The following is a 14936-nucleotide window of genomic DNA, read 5'->3' as shown; positions in this document are numbered from 1 at the left end:
TTGATTACGTTATAATCCAGAGTTCAAATCAGGGTGGAACCGCGAGAATGTCTCTCGCCCCTTTCGGGGCGGGAGTTTTTATTTTTTGCGTTATTAAATAACGGTGTTTTGAAAAGTGCAGCTTTTTCAAATTCACCTAAGAGGAGGTATTTTTATGATAAAAGTAACTTTAAAGGACGGTTCTGTTAAGGAGTATCAGAAGGGTATTACTGTTGAAGAAATTGTAGCTTCCATAGGAAGCGGGCTGTTAAAAGCCGCTATAGCCGCAAAAATAAATGGCAAGGTGGTTGACTTGAACACGCCGGTAAATGAGGATTGCAGCCTTGAGGTTCTAACCTTTGACGATGATGAGGGCAAGCATGCATTGAGGCATACTTCCTCCCATATTCTCGCCCAAGCAGTCAAGAGGCTTTATCCAGGTATAAAGCTTGCAATAGGGCCGGCAATCGACAACGGCTTCTATTATGATTTTGATTCAGATAAGCCCTTCTCAGAAGAGGACCTTGCAGCGATAGAAAAAGAAATGGAGAATATTGTTAAAGAGGACTTGAAGCTTGAGAGATTTGAGCTTCCAAGAAAAGAAGCCATTGATATGATGAGCAAGCTCGGTGAGAGCTATAAGGTGGAGCTGATCAATGATCTTCCTGAAGATGCGAAACTATCCTTCTACAAGCAGGGTGACTTTACTGACTTATGTGCAGGACCCCATGCCCCGAGTACAGGCAAAGCAAAGGCACTTAAGCTCCTAAGTGTAGCGGGAGCATACTGGAGAGGCAGTGAGAAGAACAAAATGCTTCAGAGAATTTATGGTACTGCCTTTGTAAAAAAGAGTCAGTTGGATGAATACCTTAACATGCTTGAGGAAGCAAAGAAGAGAGACCATAGAAAGCTTGGCAGGGAGCTTGACCTTTATAGCATTCTTGAGGAAGGCCCAGGCTTTCCATTCTTCCACCCCAAGGGAATGATTCTTAGAAATGTTCTGGAGGATCTATGGAGAAAAGAACATAGAAAAAATGGGTATCTCGAAGTTAAGACACCAGTTATACTGAATGAAGATTTGTGGCATAGATCAGGACATTGGGATAAGTATAAAGAAAATATGTATTTTACGACTATTGATGAGAACAACTATGCAATAAAACCGATGAACTGTCCAGGTGGGATGCTGATGTACGCGAGACAGATGCACAGCTATAAGGAGCTTCCTATAAGGATGGCAGAACTGGGCTTGGTCCACAGACACGAGCTCGCTGGAGCTTTGCATGGTCTTATGAGAGTAAGATGCTTTACACAGGATGATGCTCATATATTCATGATGCCTTCACAAATAAAAGAAGAAATAATAGGCGTAGCGAAAATGATTGATTCCTTCTACAGCCTGTTTGGTTTTGAATATAATATGGAGCTTTCAACAAGACCTGAGAAATTTATTGGGACAATAGAATCGTGGGATATGGCTACAGACGCACTGAGAGATGCTCTGGATTCCCTTGGCAAGCCTTATAAGATAAACGAAGGGGATGGAGCCTTCTACGGACCCAAAATCGATTTCCATTTGAAGGACAGCATAGGACGTACTTGGCAGTGTGGTACTATTCAATTGGATATGCAGATGCCTGAACGTTTTGACCTTACTTATGTAGGAGCAGACGGAGAGAAGCACAGACCCGTTATGATACACAGAGTTATTTTCGGAAGCATAGAAAGGTTCATAGCAATACTCACAGAGCATTTTGCTGGTGCATTCCCCCTGTGGCTGGCTCCAGTACAAATAATGATACTTCCTATATCAGAAAAGCAGAAGGATTATGCTGAGAAGCTTAAGGAAAGGCTTGAAAAGCTCGAACTGCGTGCAGAAGCTGATACAAGGAATGAGAAGGTGGGTTATAAGATCAGGGAAGCTCAGATGCAGAAAATTCCCTATATGCTTGTAGTAGGCGATAAGGAAATGGAGACAGAGTCTGTTGCAGTTAGAGACAGAAAAGAAGGAGACAAGGGAGTAATGCAGTTTGAGGAATTTCTCGCTCAAATCACAAAGGAAATAGAAAACAAAATAAACAAATAAACAAATATATAAATATATAGTAGTAAGAATCATTTACTGCTAAAGAAAGACAGTAATAAGCTAAACCGATTGGCAAGCTTCTTACTGTCTTTCTTTCACCAAATTTTTTGATTTTTTAATTAATTTAAGCTACAATCATATTAGTGGACATGCAGGTGCTTTAGCACAACAAATATCTGTGCACATTTCATTATGGGGTGAAGACATGAAAAAAGGTAATAAACTATTTCTAATATTTTCTATGACTGCATTTATTATCGCTTTCATGTCGGGATGCGTAAAAGAGACAACCAGCCGGGGAGGGTGGGATATTAACTACATCAGCCATGGTGATACGGGAAAAACGCTTGTTATAGGCCGTGCCAATGATTCGGTCAGCTTGGACCCTGCTAGCACTACTGATATGGATTCCTTCAAAGTGACGGTTAACGTATTAGAAACCTTGGTAAAGAGTGAAAAAGAGGGAGATCAAATTGTTCCCTGCCTGGCTGAAAGCTGGAAATCAAGTGAGGATGGACTCACCTGGGTATTCAAGCTGCGCCAGGGAATAAAATTTCATGACGATACTGTTTTCAACGCGCAAGCTGTTGTTTTTAATTTCCAGCGATGGATGGACATTGATAACACATATCACAATGGCTCATTCAGCTATTGGAATTATATATTCGGCGGTTTCCCTGGTTTTGTAAAAAGTGTGACAGCAATTTCGGATTATTCCGTAGAAATAAAGCTTAATAAGCCTTATGCTCCGTTTTTAAACGCGTTGGCAATGCCGGTATTTGGCATATCAAGCCCTGGAAACATAATGAAATATGGAGTGGACACATACGAGCATCCTGTTGGAACCGGACCTTTTATTTTTAAAAGCTGGGAACGGGGTAAGAACATTACTCTCATAAGAAATGACAAGTATTGGAACTATGCTGCCAAGGTCAACGAAGTGGAGTTTAGGGTTATTCCCTTAAGCAAAGATAGGCTGGATGAGTTGAGACAAGGCTCAATCCATATTGCGGATAACCTAAGTCCTGACGATATTGCAGATATTAAATATGATCCCAATTTGTATTTATATCTGAGACCTAGCTTTAATGTCGGTTATTTAGCTATGAATAATGAAAAGTTACCTTTTAATGTACGAGAGGTTAGGGTAGCTATCAACCATGCTATCGATAAAGAAAAACTGATAAATGATGTATTTGACAATTTGGCTAAACCTGCCAAAACATATATCCCGCCCTTCCTTTGGGGTTATAATGATAATTTGGAGTCCTATGAATACAACCCGGAAAAATCCAGTCAGCTATTGGCAAAAGCAGGTTTCCCCAATGGCTTTAAAACAACATTATGGGTAATGGATGCGGCAAGGGATTATTTCCCAAAGCCTTTGGAGACAGCACAGTTCATTAAAGATAACCTTAAGCAGGTAAATATTGACGCGGAAATTAAGGTGTTCAGTTTAAATGAATATCTTGCGAAGATACACGATGGTGAACACCAGATGGCTCTAATTGGCTGGACTGGAGACTTTACCGATCCAGACAATTTCTTATACACTTTGCTGGCTTCTGAAAATGCCAAACCTGGACTGGCCGGCAACTACTCTTTCTATAGGAGTAAAGAAGTAGATCAGCTGCTGGCTCAAGCAAGACAAACCAGCAACATGGTTTTCAGAAGAAGCCTTTATAGAAGCGTGCAGGAAATGGTGAATTATGATGCACCTTCAGTTCCGCTGGTACATACCATGCCGGCATTGGCGGCACGGTTGTCGGTAAAGGGATATGCACCACATATGACAGGTGTTGAGTCCTTGGAGAACGTCGACATTGATTTAGAGTGATGAAAGGGCAGCAGGTGGAAAACTATGAAACAAAAGTTTATTAGAGCAATACTACTGGCAACCCTCATCATTCTGCTTATCTTAACAAATATGCCCTTCACGGAAAAAAGCGAGACTAAAATATTTACACTTCCCGGTCTGCCTCGGCCAATAGCGAATACACCAGTTATTATCACTTCTGCGGGGCAAAGCACCGACACGTATATTATTCGTGATATTTCAAACCAATTAATGATCAGAAGCTTCTTTATGCCTCAGGCAAGGGATGTGGATTTGAAGGATATTAAAACAATTGTGTTTGTGGTAGGGTACAGTTCTTTGGGCGCGAAGCTGCAGGGCATAAGCTACGAGGAAGAGAAGTTACGCATTGAGAAGCTTCTTCAAAAGGCAAAAGAAGACAAATTGACGGTTTTGACTGTTGTAATAGGGAGCGAGCAGCTTCAAGACAATAAGACAGAAGAGCTTCTAAGGCTTATAGGCAAACAAACAGATTATCTGGTAGGGATGAGAGAGTCAAGTAGAGCGAGCATACTGATTGAACTGGCGAAGGATGGGGATATACCATTGACGCTTGTAAATAAAGTAAACGATATTTCTGAGCCTTTTGCTTCAGCTTTTCGATGATTACCAGAAATGCTATATAAGCAAGGAAATGGAAGAGGTCATATAATGATAACCAATGAAATAAAAATGAGTGAGATAAAGTATCCGAAAACATTTATGACAGGAGGCATTTTACTTATCAGCCTCGGTTTTCTTTTTCCTGTCTTTTCTCAGCTTATATGGTTTGATATTATAGAGAAGATAAGAGAAGCCATAAATACAGGGGACAGCGGACATCTTATACTTGCATCTGCCTCCATTAACTTCCTCTACGCAATTCAAAGCACCTTTATTTTCATGGGAACAATGCTGGTGATTTTTCATTCGAAACTTAAGGACTGGTTAAGCCGATTTGACATTTTTCTGGTATCATTAATTACAATTATTTTTTTACATTGGACAAACTCTCTTATATTTGAGCTTCCGTGGGAGCCTGTATCAACAATATTAGCGCTGCTTATAACGCTGTTTCTTTTCGGAAAATTGTTTGGGGAAACTAACAGCTTCATTCAGGTGTTTATAGTGTCCATACAGGTCTTTTTCGCATTTCACTGGCTTAACATCATGCCGATTTTTTCGGTCTACAGATTTGGACAAAGTGATATCCTGTACAGTGTTAAAATATCAGGCGTATATTTGCACTCTGAAACGGTGTTGAACTTTTCAGGGGCTGCATTTTTTCTTCCTTTTATTATATCGGCTTTCATTACGGCTACTCTTTTTATAAGCTACTCCAGGAACATTCACATGATGCGGGAGAATTACGAAAAAGAAAATGAAATAAGAAGTATGAGAACAAAAGCTCTGGAAAACCGAGTATATCAAGAGGTCAAGTCTTTGGTGCATGACTTGAAAACACCGCTTGTGACAATTCGCGGTTTGAATTCCTTGTTGCTTACTGCCAGTGGGCAGGATAAGTTAAGTGAATACAGCAATCGAATTGAAAACTCGGTTACGAGAATGAGTGAAATGATTTCCAGCTTTCTCTATGAATCCTCACACCAGAGACTTAAAGTAACGGAATTGATCAGTTATATAAGAGCACAGCTTCCCCTGGAGGATGAAAAGATTAAATTTGAAATCTATATTGAAGATAATCTTCCGGATATATATGTAAATAAAATACGAATTGCCAGAGCGGTAATAAACATACTTGAAAATGCAATCATAGTTCCCTACAGGCATCCCTTTAAATTGATAAAATTAGAGGTATTGGCAGCTGAAAGAGGAATTAATATAGTTGTGCAGGACAACGGTATCGGCATAAAGGAATCGGATCTTCAGCTAATATGGGAGGTAGGTTATTCTACAAATAATACTTCCGGATTGGGGCTGCCTTTTGCAAAAAGAATATTCATGGACAATGATGGAACAATTGAAGTGCAAAGTCAGGAGAACATAGGAACGACAGCAACGATTTTCCTGCCATCGGTTGAAGTCCTGCAAATATCAGGTAATTAGCATATGTGGAGGTGACTTAGTTGAAAAAAATGAATATGCCCAAAATTGTAATAATAGATGACGAGCCGGACATTGTTTATACAATTCAGGAGATATGCCTGCATGGGGGCTGGGAGACAGTTACTGCGTCAAATGGAAGACAGGGCTATGAGCTGTGCAAAACATATAAACCGAACCTGGCAATAGTAGATTATCATATGCCCGATTGGGATGGACTCACTACAGTGAAAAAAATCCGTCTGCTCGATAATGCCGTATCCATATTAGTGCTGACTGTTGACGAAAGACAAGAAATTGCAGAAAAGTTCATTGAAGCTGGTGCAACTGATTTTGCCATTAAACCAATTAAATCGCCAGACTTAATTTCTCGCATAAAAATGAATTTGAGAATAAATGAAATTCAGCAGAAATATATTGAAGAAAAGCATCAGGTATATATTGATAAAGGAATAAGTCCCGCAACCTTGAGTATTATATGCGATTATTTCAGAGAAAAGGGAGAGGGGCTTACCATCGATGATATAACCAATGGTCTCAACCTTGCATATCAGACCGTACACAGATATGTACAGTACTTGATTGAGGAAAAAAAGATAGAAATCGTTCCTATTTATGGTCAGATTGGAAGGCCTAAAAACAAATATAAGCTGATTTGAAAAAAAGTTCAGAGAAATATGTTATAAAAGTAGGAATAATCCGATAATTCACGAAATTAACAAGTTAAGTTATAAAAGCATTTTTTAACTCGATAAGCAAAGAGATAATGTAATAGTATTTTATGATTGGTTGTGAATATACATACTTGTATAGATTAGTACCTGAAAAGCATTGCTTTTCAGTCTAATAATAAAATTATTAAGTGGAGGGGAAAGAATGAAAAGAATATTAGCTTTAGTTTTAGCACTTGTTACTATTTTTAGTCTTGTAGCATGCGCTAAGCCAGCAGAGCAAGCAGCAGCACCTGCAGCAGCGGCTCCAGCAGCAGCAGCACCTGAAGCACAGAAGTACCACATAGGTATTGTTACTGGTACATATTCACAGGCTGAAGATGAAGCCAGAGGTGCAGAATATCTTATTAAAAAGTATGGCGATGTAAAAGATGGCGGTATGATAAAGCATGTTACATATCCGGACAACTTCGCATCAGAGCTTGAAACTACAATATCAGTTATTGCAGGTCTTGCTGACGACCCAGATATGAAGGCAATAGTAGTTAACCAGGGCGTTGGCGGAACAGCTCCTGCTTTCCAGCAGATAAGAGAAAAAAGACCTGACATTTTATTGTTAGTTGGCATGCCACAGGAAGACCCGAATGTTATTTCAAAAGCTGCAGATTTAATTTCTGACGTTGATAACATATCCCGTGGTTATTACATGGTTAAGAATGCTAAGGATATGGGAGCCAAGACTTTTGTTCACATTTCCTTCCCACGTCATATGAGTATTGAACTTCTTGCAAGAAGAAGAGCAATAATGGAAGAAGCTTGTAAAGATTTAGGCATAGCATTTGCTTTCGAAACAGCTCCAGACCCAGCTACTGATATAGGTCTTGCAGGTGCTCAGGCTCAGTTGCTTCAGATGATGCCTGCACTTATTGCAAAGTATGGCAAGGATTCAGCTTTCTTTACAACTAATGATGGACTTTCAGAGCCATTGATTAAGCAGGTAATAGACAACGGAGCTATCTATGGTGAGAATGATACACCAACTCCTTTGATAGGTTTCCCAGCAGCACTTAGTCTTGACCTTAAAGATGTTGCAGGAGATTTCCCGGCAATCACAAAGAAAATTGAAGAAGCTGTTGTAGCAAAGGGCGGATCAGGAAGAATTCCAGTAGCTCCTTTCTCATTCAGCTATTGTAATTCCGCAGCACTTGGCGAATTTGCTAAAAACGTTATAGACGGCAAAGCAAAGATAGATGATACAAAGGCTGTTATAGAAGCGTTTAATACTCTTACACCAGGCGGAAACTGGATTACTACAAACTATGCAGATGTAAAGACTGGCGAAGTTATGAAGAATTACTTGCTTGTTCTTGAAGACACTTACGTTTTTGGAAAGGGTTATACTGGATCAACAAACACACCAGTGCCAGAAAAGTATTTGAAAATAAAATAATTTTTAACCACTAAAGGGAGTTCAAATTATCCCCTCTATACTTTAGAGGGGATAATTGAATTCTATACCCTTAAAGATTAGTTAAAGGAATAGAAAAACAGGAAATATATTGGTTTCTGTTTGGAAGGGGTGGAACAATTGGCTTTAGGCGACTTTTTGTTGCGTTTTGAGAATGTAGGCAAAGAATTCTATGGAAATCGTGTTCTTAAGAATGTATCATTTAACCTTGAAAAGGGTAAGATTATTGGCTTGGTTGGTGAGAATGGTGCAGGTAAGTCCACTATGATGAAAATCCTCTTTGGAATGAATGACATAATAGAAACTGGAGGCTATGAAGGTAAAATATACCTTGACGGAGCCGAAATTAATTTTCAAAACCCTATGGATGCCTTGAATGCAGGCATTGGGATGGTTCACCAGGAGTTTTCACTTATACCTGGCTTTACCAGCACAGAGAATATAATGCTGAACAGGGAATTATTAAATGAAAGTATTATTTCGAAAATATTGGGAAAAAAGCTTAGTACACTTGACAGGCCGCAAATGAGAAAAAATGCAGAAGATGCAATTAATACCCTTGGAGTTAAGATACCTCCGGATATGCTGGTATCTGAGATGCCTGTCGGTCATAAGCAGTTTTTGGAAATTGCCCGTGAAATAGATAGGAAGCAGGTAAAGCTGCTTGTTCTCGATGAACCTACTGCAGTTTTGACAGAGTCTGAAGCAGAGATTCTCATTAGTGCCATGAGAAAATTGGCTGAGAGAGGGATATCGATTATTTTCATATCACACCGTTTGCAGGAGATAATTGATGTATGTGATTCTATTATTGTTTTGCGAGATGGCGAAATAGTAAAGGATACACCTTCAAAGGACGTAACTATTATTCAGATAGCTGAATGGATGGTCGGTAGGGGTATGGGCGGCGAAAAGCAGAAAAGGGCAAAATCAGCCGATAATGATGATGATATAATCATGGAAATACAAAATCTTTGGGTTGATATGCCAGGTGAGTATGTTCATGATGTTAGTTTAAAAGTCCGAAGAGGAGAAATCCTTGGTATAGGAGGACTTGCGGGACAGGGGAAGCTTGGTTTTCCAAATGGAATAATGGGGCTTTTTCCAGCAGGAGGCAAGGTCGTATATAATGGGAAGGACCTGCCGCTAAATATACCTAAAAAGTCGTTAGATGCCGGGATAGCATTTGTTTCAGAAGATCGTCGAGGAGTAGGGCTTTTACTTGACGAACCTATTTATTGGAATATAGCATTTGCTTCCATGCAGGTACATAACAAATATCTTAAACGCATCTTTGGAGGGCTGTTGCTCCGACAGGAAAAGGAAATGAGAGAATCTGCCAAGCAGTATATGAAGCAGCTTGAGATACGCTGTACATCTGAAAATCAGAAAGTAAAAGAGCTTTCTGGCGGAAATCAGCAAAAGATATGCCTTGCTAAAGCATTCGACCTGGAGCCGGAGCTTCTATTTGTATCCGAACCTACAAGGGGCATAGATATAGGAGCTAAATCACTTGTACTTGAGGCGCTTAAGAAGTACAACAAAGAGAACAAAACCACTATAGTAATGATATCCTCAGAGCTTGAGGAACTGCGTTCTATCTGCGATAGAATTGCAATTGTCAGTGAGGGGAAAATATCAGGGATTTTAGATGCTGCTGAACTATCCACAAATTTCGGACTTCTGATGGCCAATATAAAGCTTGATGAAAGGAAGGTGGACTGTAATGGCTAGTATGCAAAATTTTATTAAAAAAGTTGGAATAGCTAGGTTTATTATTGCAGCATTCTTACTATTTATGCTCATAATAGCACCTTTTGCAGGCCTAAGGCTGGATTTGACAATTAGTGATATGATAACCAGGTTTGGAATGTATTCAGTTCTGATATTGTCACTTATACCTATGATACAATCAGGCTGTGGACTGAATTTCGGACTTCCCTTGGGCGTAATAGCCGGAACCTTTGGAGCTGTATGCAGCCTTGAATTGCAATTAAAGGGCTATGCAGGTTTATTTGCAGCTATGATAATTGGTACCATTGTTGCAATCATAATAGGATATTTATATGGTAAGCTCTTAAACATGGTTAAGGGCGATGAAATGATGATTGCTACTTATGTTGGTTTTGCATCAGTAGCATTTATGAGTATAGTTTGGGTTGTACTGCCATTTAAAAACCCTCATCTCATTCTTGGATATGGCGGTAACGGGATGCGTCAGACAATAAATCTTGACGTATATTGGATGAATAAGCTAAGTGATATTTTAGTTATAAAGATAGGACCTTACTTCAAGTTTCAAACAGGTATGTTCCTGTTCTTTGCCTTAATGTGTTTCCTCGTTTGGGGATTTTTTAAGACAAAGACCGGTACTGCAATGACTGCTGTCGGATCAAACCCTGATTATGCAAGAGCAGCAGGTATCGACGTAGATAAGATACGTACCCTTTCGGTAGTGTTATCTACTGTAATTGCAGCTATTGGGATTGTAGTATATGCACAAAGCTTCGGCTTCATACAATTATACACAGCTCCGGTAAATCATACCTTTTCTACTATTGCTGCAATACTTATAGGTGGTGCTGCAATTAATAAGGCATCAATCAAAAACGTAATTATCGGAGGTTTTTTATCCTTCGGTATATTATATCTGGCACCTGTCGTAATAAACAGTACTATCAAACTGGATATTGCGGATGTTGTCAGACTACTTGTGTCAAACGGCATGATTCTATATGCCCTCACAAGGAAGGAGCGATAGAGAATGGCAAAGAACAAAACGATTATTCGTGATTTTTTAGCTAAGAATATAGTAATTATACTATTTCTATTAATAAGTGGAATTGCTATACCATATTCACAGTATTCAGGACAACACCTTGTACAAGAAGTAGTAACACGTCTTGGTAGAGACTCATTTCTAGTATTGGCGCTGTTGCTTCCCGTAATGGCAGGTATGGGTATAAACTTCGGACTCGCATTGGGCGCATTTTCTGGTCAGATTGCATTGATACTGGTAACGAGCTGGCAGGTTCCGGGCGTAGCCGGTATGTTCCTTGCTATGGCGCTATCAGCTCCGATTAGTATTCTACTGGGATCTTTAGCAGGTGCAATACTTAACAGGGCAAAAGGACGTGAAATGATTACTTCCTTTGTACTGGGATTTTTTATGACTGGTATATATCAGTTCGTAGTAATAATATGTATGGGCAGTATAATTCCTATACATGATCCTAACAACCTGCTTCTTCTGTCAAAAGGCTTTGGAGTAAGAAATGCCATTCAGCTTACTCAGACAAAGGGAGCGTTTGATATGTTCTTTGACAAGCTATTAGGGGTGCCTATAAGCATAGGTGGGGTTCATTTTCCCTTATTCTCATTTGTAATTATAGGAGTACTTTGTGGTTTAACGGTATGGTTCAGAAAAACCAAGATGGGACAAGAAATGAGAGCTATCGGACAGGATATGGGAGTATCGGCAACTGCAGGTATAAATGTAGATAAAACGCGTATAATTGCAATGATAGTGTCAACGACTTTGGCCGGCTTTGGACAGTTGATTTCCATACAGAATATTGGTACATTGAGTACTTATGCCGGAACTGACTCATTGGCACTCTATGCTGCTGCTGCTCTTCTTGTCGGAGGTGCAACAGTAAACAAAGCTAGTATTCCTAATGTTTTTATTGGTACTGCGCTTTTCCATCTAATGTTTATAGTTATGCCTCTGGCAGCAAACAACATTTTGGGCTCAGCTGTTATAGGTGAGTACTCCAGAACCTTTATTTCATATACAGTTGTTGCTGCTTCACTGGTATTGCATGCATGGAACAGGAACAGGGATAAAGAGCGTGAACGTTTGACCATGAGCAATCATGGATGATGAGAGTGTTATAAGACTATATATTAAAAATCAAACATAAAGCTGAGAGGGATGTACTTAATGAGATTTGATAAAATTGTTGAGTCCATGCAGAGTGACATAATAAAAACCACTCAAGAGCTTGTCAAAATAAAAAGTGTTGAAACAAAGCCGGAGTCTGGTGCTCCTTTCGGGGCAGAGGTAAGAAAATGCCTTGATAGAACACTTGAAATATGCAAAGATCTGGGTTTCAGAACCGAAAGTTTTGATGGCTTTGCAGGACATGCCGAATATGGCGACGGTGATGACATAGTAGGGATACTTGTCCATGTTGATGTTGTTCCTGAGGGTTCCGGATGGTCCCATGATCCATATGCAGCTGAAATAGTCGACGATAAAATATTCGGCAGGGGCACCATTGACGATAAAGGCCCTGCTGTGGCTGCAATATATGGATTGAAGGCAGTAATGGATTCGGGAATGAAATTCAACAGAAGAGTAAGGATTATTGTTGGCTGTGATGAAGAGAGCGGCAGATGGGCTTGCATGAAGCACTATTTTAAGCATGCTTCCATGCCTATGTGCGGTTTTTCACCAGATGCTGATTTTCCGATAATCAACAGCGAAATGGGAATACTAATATTCAACCTGGAAAAAGAGTTTGAGGAAAATAACGAGACCTGCTGCGACGGTTTAAGAATAAAACGCATGCATGGAGGCAACAAGGTCAACATGGTTCCCGATTACTGTGAGTGCGAACTGGAAATGAAGAAGGATTTTACTGAAAGAATCCAAAAGACAGTAGAATATATGAAGGATAAAGTGAATGCAAAACTTGAACTAATAGTAGACAACGACAAATGCATTCTCAAATCCTTCGGTCTTTCTGCCCATGGGAGTACCCCAGGCAAGGGAACAAATGCAATTTCGCAGCTTATTTCATGCATCTGCAAACTTCCTCTTTGCGTATCAGAACAGACTGCTTACATCAATTTTCTTAATGAGCATATAGGAATGGAAGTGGACGGCACATCCTTCGGAGTTGCAATGAGTGATGAAGTTTCAGGAAAGCTGGTTTTCAATCTGGGGACAATAGATATGACGGAAGAGAAGGGCAGCGTAGGAATAAACATCAGGTATCCTGTAACCAGGACTAGGAACGATGTATATGATATAATCAAGAATAAAATTTCTTCTGGCATCAGACTAATAGAGGGCGATGAAAAGGATCCACTTTATGTACCTGCAGACAACTTTATGATAAAGATTCTGCAAAAGGTATACGAGGATGTGACAGGGCAAAAGCCAGAGCTTATATCTATAGGCGGAGGCACTTATGCCAGAGCTATAAAAAATGCAGTAGCCTTCGGCCCTTTATTCCCGGGGAAGGAAGAAACCGCGCATCAGAAGGATGAGTTCATAGACGTCGAGGATTTGATCAAGAGCACTAAGATATATGCCGAAGCGATATATGAGCTTGTCAAGTAGGTATTCCTATAGGGTCCGGTTGCGAGTTACGCGTAACGCGAAACGCGCAACCAAAAAATCCTTGACACTAAATAAACATAGTGTTATTATGTATAAGTCAACAGACAACAACAACTTAATATATTGTTTTAAGCTTTTCAAAGGTTTAAGAAGGAGTTCCACTTCTCACCTTACGACACAGTCAGTAAGGTTAAGTCCAAAAGCATGTTTTTATGGGCAGGTGGATATTTCTACCTGCTTTTGATATTTAATGGAGGTGAAAGGTTATAAGTAACAAAGACTTACAGATTAATGAGGAAATCAGGGATAGGGAGCTAAGAGTCATAGATGCCAATGGAGATCAGCTTGGAATTATGTCTTCAAAACAGGCTTTAGAGCTTGCGACAGAAAGGCAGCTTGACCTTGTCAAAATTGCACCACAGGCAAAACCACCAGTATGCAGGGTTATGGATTACGGAAAATTTAAGTTCGAGCAGAGTAAAAAAGAGAAGGAAGCCAGGAAAAATCAGAAAGTTATTAACATCAAGGAAATTCGTTTCTCGCCTAAAATAGAAGATCATGACTTGAATTTCAAAGCAAAAAATGCTCAAAAGTTCCTGCAGGAAGGTGACAAGGTTAAGGTTACAATCAGATTCAGAGGTAGGGAAGTGGATCATGTTACCTTTGGTGAAAAGGCTTTAGGAAGATTTTATGATATTGTGAAAGACGACTGCGTAGTTGAAAAGCCTGCTAAACTGGAAGGTAAGAACATGACTATGGTTTTGGCACCGAAGCAGTAAGTCTGATACCGGAATGTGAATGCTTCAATAATTCAAAATATGAATAGTACAGAAGGAGAGGATTTCAAATGCCTAAACAGAAGACCCACAGAGCGTCAGCAAAAAGATTCAGCTTTACTAAATCAGGTAAAGTAAAGAGAGCATGTGCATATAAGTCACATATTCTTACAAAGAAGAGCACAAAGCGTACTAGAAAGCTTAGAAAAGGCGCATACGCAAGTGCTACAGAAGCAAAAATGATAAGAAAATTAGTTCCATACAAATAATAGACAGGGAGGCAGCAGAAGATGGCAAGAGTAAAAAGAGCGGTTAACGCACATAAAAAACGTAGAAAGATATTGAAGCTGGCTAAAGGTTATGTAGGAGCCAGAAGCAAAAAGTATAGAATAGCTAATGAAACAGTTATAAGGGCTTTAAGATTTGCATATATCGGAAGAAAGCTTAAAAAGAGAGATTACAGAAAGCTTTGGATTGCCAGAATAAATGCAGCAGCAAGAATCAACGGCATTTCATACAGCAAACTTATAAATGGACTTAAGCTTTCAGGCATAGAAATCAACAGGAAGATGCTCTCAGAGCTTGCTATTAACGATGCAGCAGCATTTGCAAAGCTTGTTGATGCAGCAAAAGGAAAACTCAACGCTTAATTTAAGATTATGCATTTAAAAAGACCGATAAGGTCTTTTTTGTTTTTCTTTGATAAAT

At 39.6% G+C, this 14936-nt stretch carries 13 protein-coding genes and 2 other annotated features (1 of these 15 running past the window's edge); all 13 genes read left to right on the top strand.

Annotated elements, in window-relative coordinates; all coding sequences use genetic code 11:
• Nucleotides 1-65, top strand: a binding site (T-box leader); it begins 146 nt to the left of the window's first position.
• 89 nt (nucleotides 66-154) lie between these two features.
• Nucleotides 155-2065, top strand: coding sequence for a threonine--tRNA ligase (gene thrS, locus VEB00_08670; protein HYF83086.1), 1911 nt, complete (start codon nucleotides 155-157; stop codon nucleotides 2063-2065).
• Nucleotides 2066-2270: 205 nt separating this feature from the next.
• A complete protein-coding gene (locus tag VEB00_08665; GenBank protein ID HYF83085.1) occupies nucleotides 2271-3902 on the top strand; it encodes an ABC transporter substrate-binding protein in 1632 nt (543 codons plus the stop codon).
• Nucleotides 3903-3926: 24 nt separating this feature from the next.
• Nucleotides 3927-4526 (top strand): DUF6305 family protein, encoded by a 600-nt coding sequence (locus VEB00_08660; protein HYF83084.1) that lies wholly within the window; start codon nucleotides 3927-3929, stop codon nucleotides 4524-4526.
• Between the two features lie 45 nt (nucleotides 4527-4571).
• A complete protein-coding gene (locus VEB00_08655; GenBank protein HYF83083.1) occupies nucleotides 4572-5966 on the top strand; it encodes a HAMP domain-containing sensor histidine kinase in 1395 nt (464 codons plus the stop codon).
• Nucleotides 5967-5995: 29 nt separating this feature from the next.
• Nucleotides 5996-6622 (top strand): response regulator, encoded by a 627-nt coding sequence (locus VEB00_08650; GenBank protein HYF83082.1) that lies wholly within the window; start codon nucleotides 5996-5998, stop codon nucleotides 6620-6622.
• Nucleotides 6623-6839: 217 nt separating this feature from the next.
• A complete protein-coding gene (locus VEB00_08645; GenBank protein HYF83081.1) occupies nucleotides 6840-8084 on the top strand; it encodes a DUF3798 domain-containing protein in 1245 nt (414 codons plus the stop codon).
• Between the two features lie 138 nt (nucleotides 8085-8222).
• Nucleotides 8223-9836 (top strand): sugar ABC transporter ATP-binding protein, encoded by a 1614-nt coding sequence (locus VEB00_08640; GenBank protein HYF83080.1) that lies wholly within the window; start codon nucleotides 8223-8225, stop codon nucleotides 9834-9836.
• Nucleotides 9829-10863, top strand: a complete 1035-nt coding sequence (locus tag VEB00_08635; protein ID HYF83079.1) for an ABC transporter permease — start codon at nucleotides 9829-9831, stop codon at nucleotides 10861-10863. Before VEB00_08640 ends, VEB00_08635 begins: the two co-directional genes overlap by 8 nt.
• A gap of 3 nt (nucleotides 10864-10866) precedes the next feature.
• Complete coding sequence (locus VEB00_08630; GenBank protein ID HYF83078.1) at nucleotides 10867-11985, top strand: ABC transporter permease; 1119 nt, start codon at nucleotides 10867-10869, stop codon at nucleotides 11983-11985.
• Nucleotides 11986-12045: 60 nt separating this feature from the next.
• Nucleotides 12046-13452, top strand: coding sequence for a dipeptidase PepV (gene pepV / locus VEB00_08625; GenBank protein ID HYF83077.1), 1407 nt, complete (start codon nucleotides 12046-12048; stop codon nucleotides 13450-13452).
• Between the two features lie 141 nt (nucleotides 13453-13593).
• Nucleotides 13594-13704: a sequence feature (ribosomal protein L20 leader region), on the top strand.
• Nucleotides 13705-13718: 14 nt separating this feature from the next.
• Nucleotides 13719-14231, top strand: coding sequence for a translation initiation factor IF-3 (gene infC, locus VEB00_08620; GenBank protein ID HYF83076.1), 513 nt, complete (start codon nucleotides 13719-13721; stop codon nucleotides 14229-14231).
• 68 nt (nucleotides 14232-14299) lie between these two features.
• Nucleotides 14300-14497, top strand: coding sequence for a 50S ribosomal protein L35 (gene rpmI / locus VEB00_08615; protein ID HYF83075.1), 198 nt, complete (start codon nucleotides 14300-14302; stop codon nucleotides 14495-14497).
• A gap of 21 nt (nucleotides 14498-14518) precedes the next feature.
• Nucleotides 14519-14878 (top strand): 50S ribosomal protein L20, encoded by a 360-nt coding sequence (gene rplT / locus VEB00_08610; GenBank protein HYF83074.1) that lies wholly within the window; start codon nucleotides 14519-14521, stop codon nucleotides 14876-14878.
• Nucleotides 14879-14936: the final 58 nt, after the last annotated feature.

The organism is Clostridia bacterium (assembly GCA_035628995.1).
Taxonomy (GTDB): Bacteria; Bacillota; Clostridia; order Lutisporales; family Lutisporaceae; genus BRH-c25.
The sequence above is the reverse complement of the archived record's forward strand: the minus strand, read 5'-3'. Positions and strand labels throughout refer to the sequence as shown.

What these genes read in the sequence shown, in the direction of transcription:
- VEB00_08630 (HYF83078.1), top strand. Translation starts at nt 10,867, where the DNA reads ATGGCAAAGAACAAAACGATTATTCGTGATTTTTTAGCTAAGAATATA.
- VEB00_08655 (HYF83083.1), top strand. Translation starts at nt 4,572, where the DNA reads ATGATAACCAATGAAATAAAAATGAGTGAGATAAAGTATCCGAAAACA.
- pepV (HYF83077.1), top strand. Translation starts at nt 12,046, where the DNA reads ATGAGATTTGATAAAATTGTTGAGTCCATGCAGAGTGACATAATAAAA.
- VEB00_08665 (HYF83085.1), top strand. Translation starts at nt 2,271, where the DNA reads ATGAAAAAAGGTAATAAACTATTTCTAATATTTTCTATGACTGCATTT.
- VEB00_08650 (HYF83082.1), top strand. Translation starts at nt 5,996, where the DNA reads ATGAATATGCCCAAAATTGTAATAATAGATGACGAGCCGGACATTGTT.
- VEB00_08660 (HYF83084.1), top strand. Translation starts at nt 3,927, where the DNA reads ATGAAACAAAAGTTTATTAGAGCAATACTACTGGCAACCCTCATCATT.
- rpmI (HYF83075.1), top strand. Translation starts at nt 14,300, where the DNA reads ATGCCTAAACAGAAGACCCACAGAGCGTCAGCAAAAAGATTCAGCTTT.
- VEB00_08645 (HYF83081.1), top strand. Translation starts at nt 6,840, where the DNA reads ATGAAAAGAATATTAGCTTTAGTTTTAGCACTTGTTACTATTTTTAGT.
- thrS (HYF83086.1), top strand. Translation starts at nt 155, where the DNA reads ATGATAAAAGTAACTTTAAAGGACGGTTCTGTTAAGGAGTATCAGAAG.
- rplT (HYF83074.1), top strand. Translation starts at nt 14,519, where the DNA reads ATGGCAAGAGTAAAAAGAGCGGTTAACGCACATAAAAAACGTAGAAAG.
- VEB00_08635 (HYF83079.1), top strand. Translation starts at nt 9,829, where the DNA reads ATGGCTAGTATGCAAAATTTTATTAAAAAAGTTGGAATAGCTAGGTTT.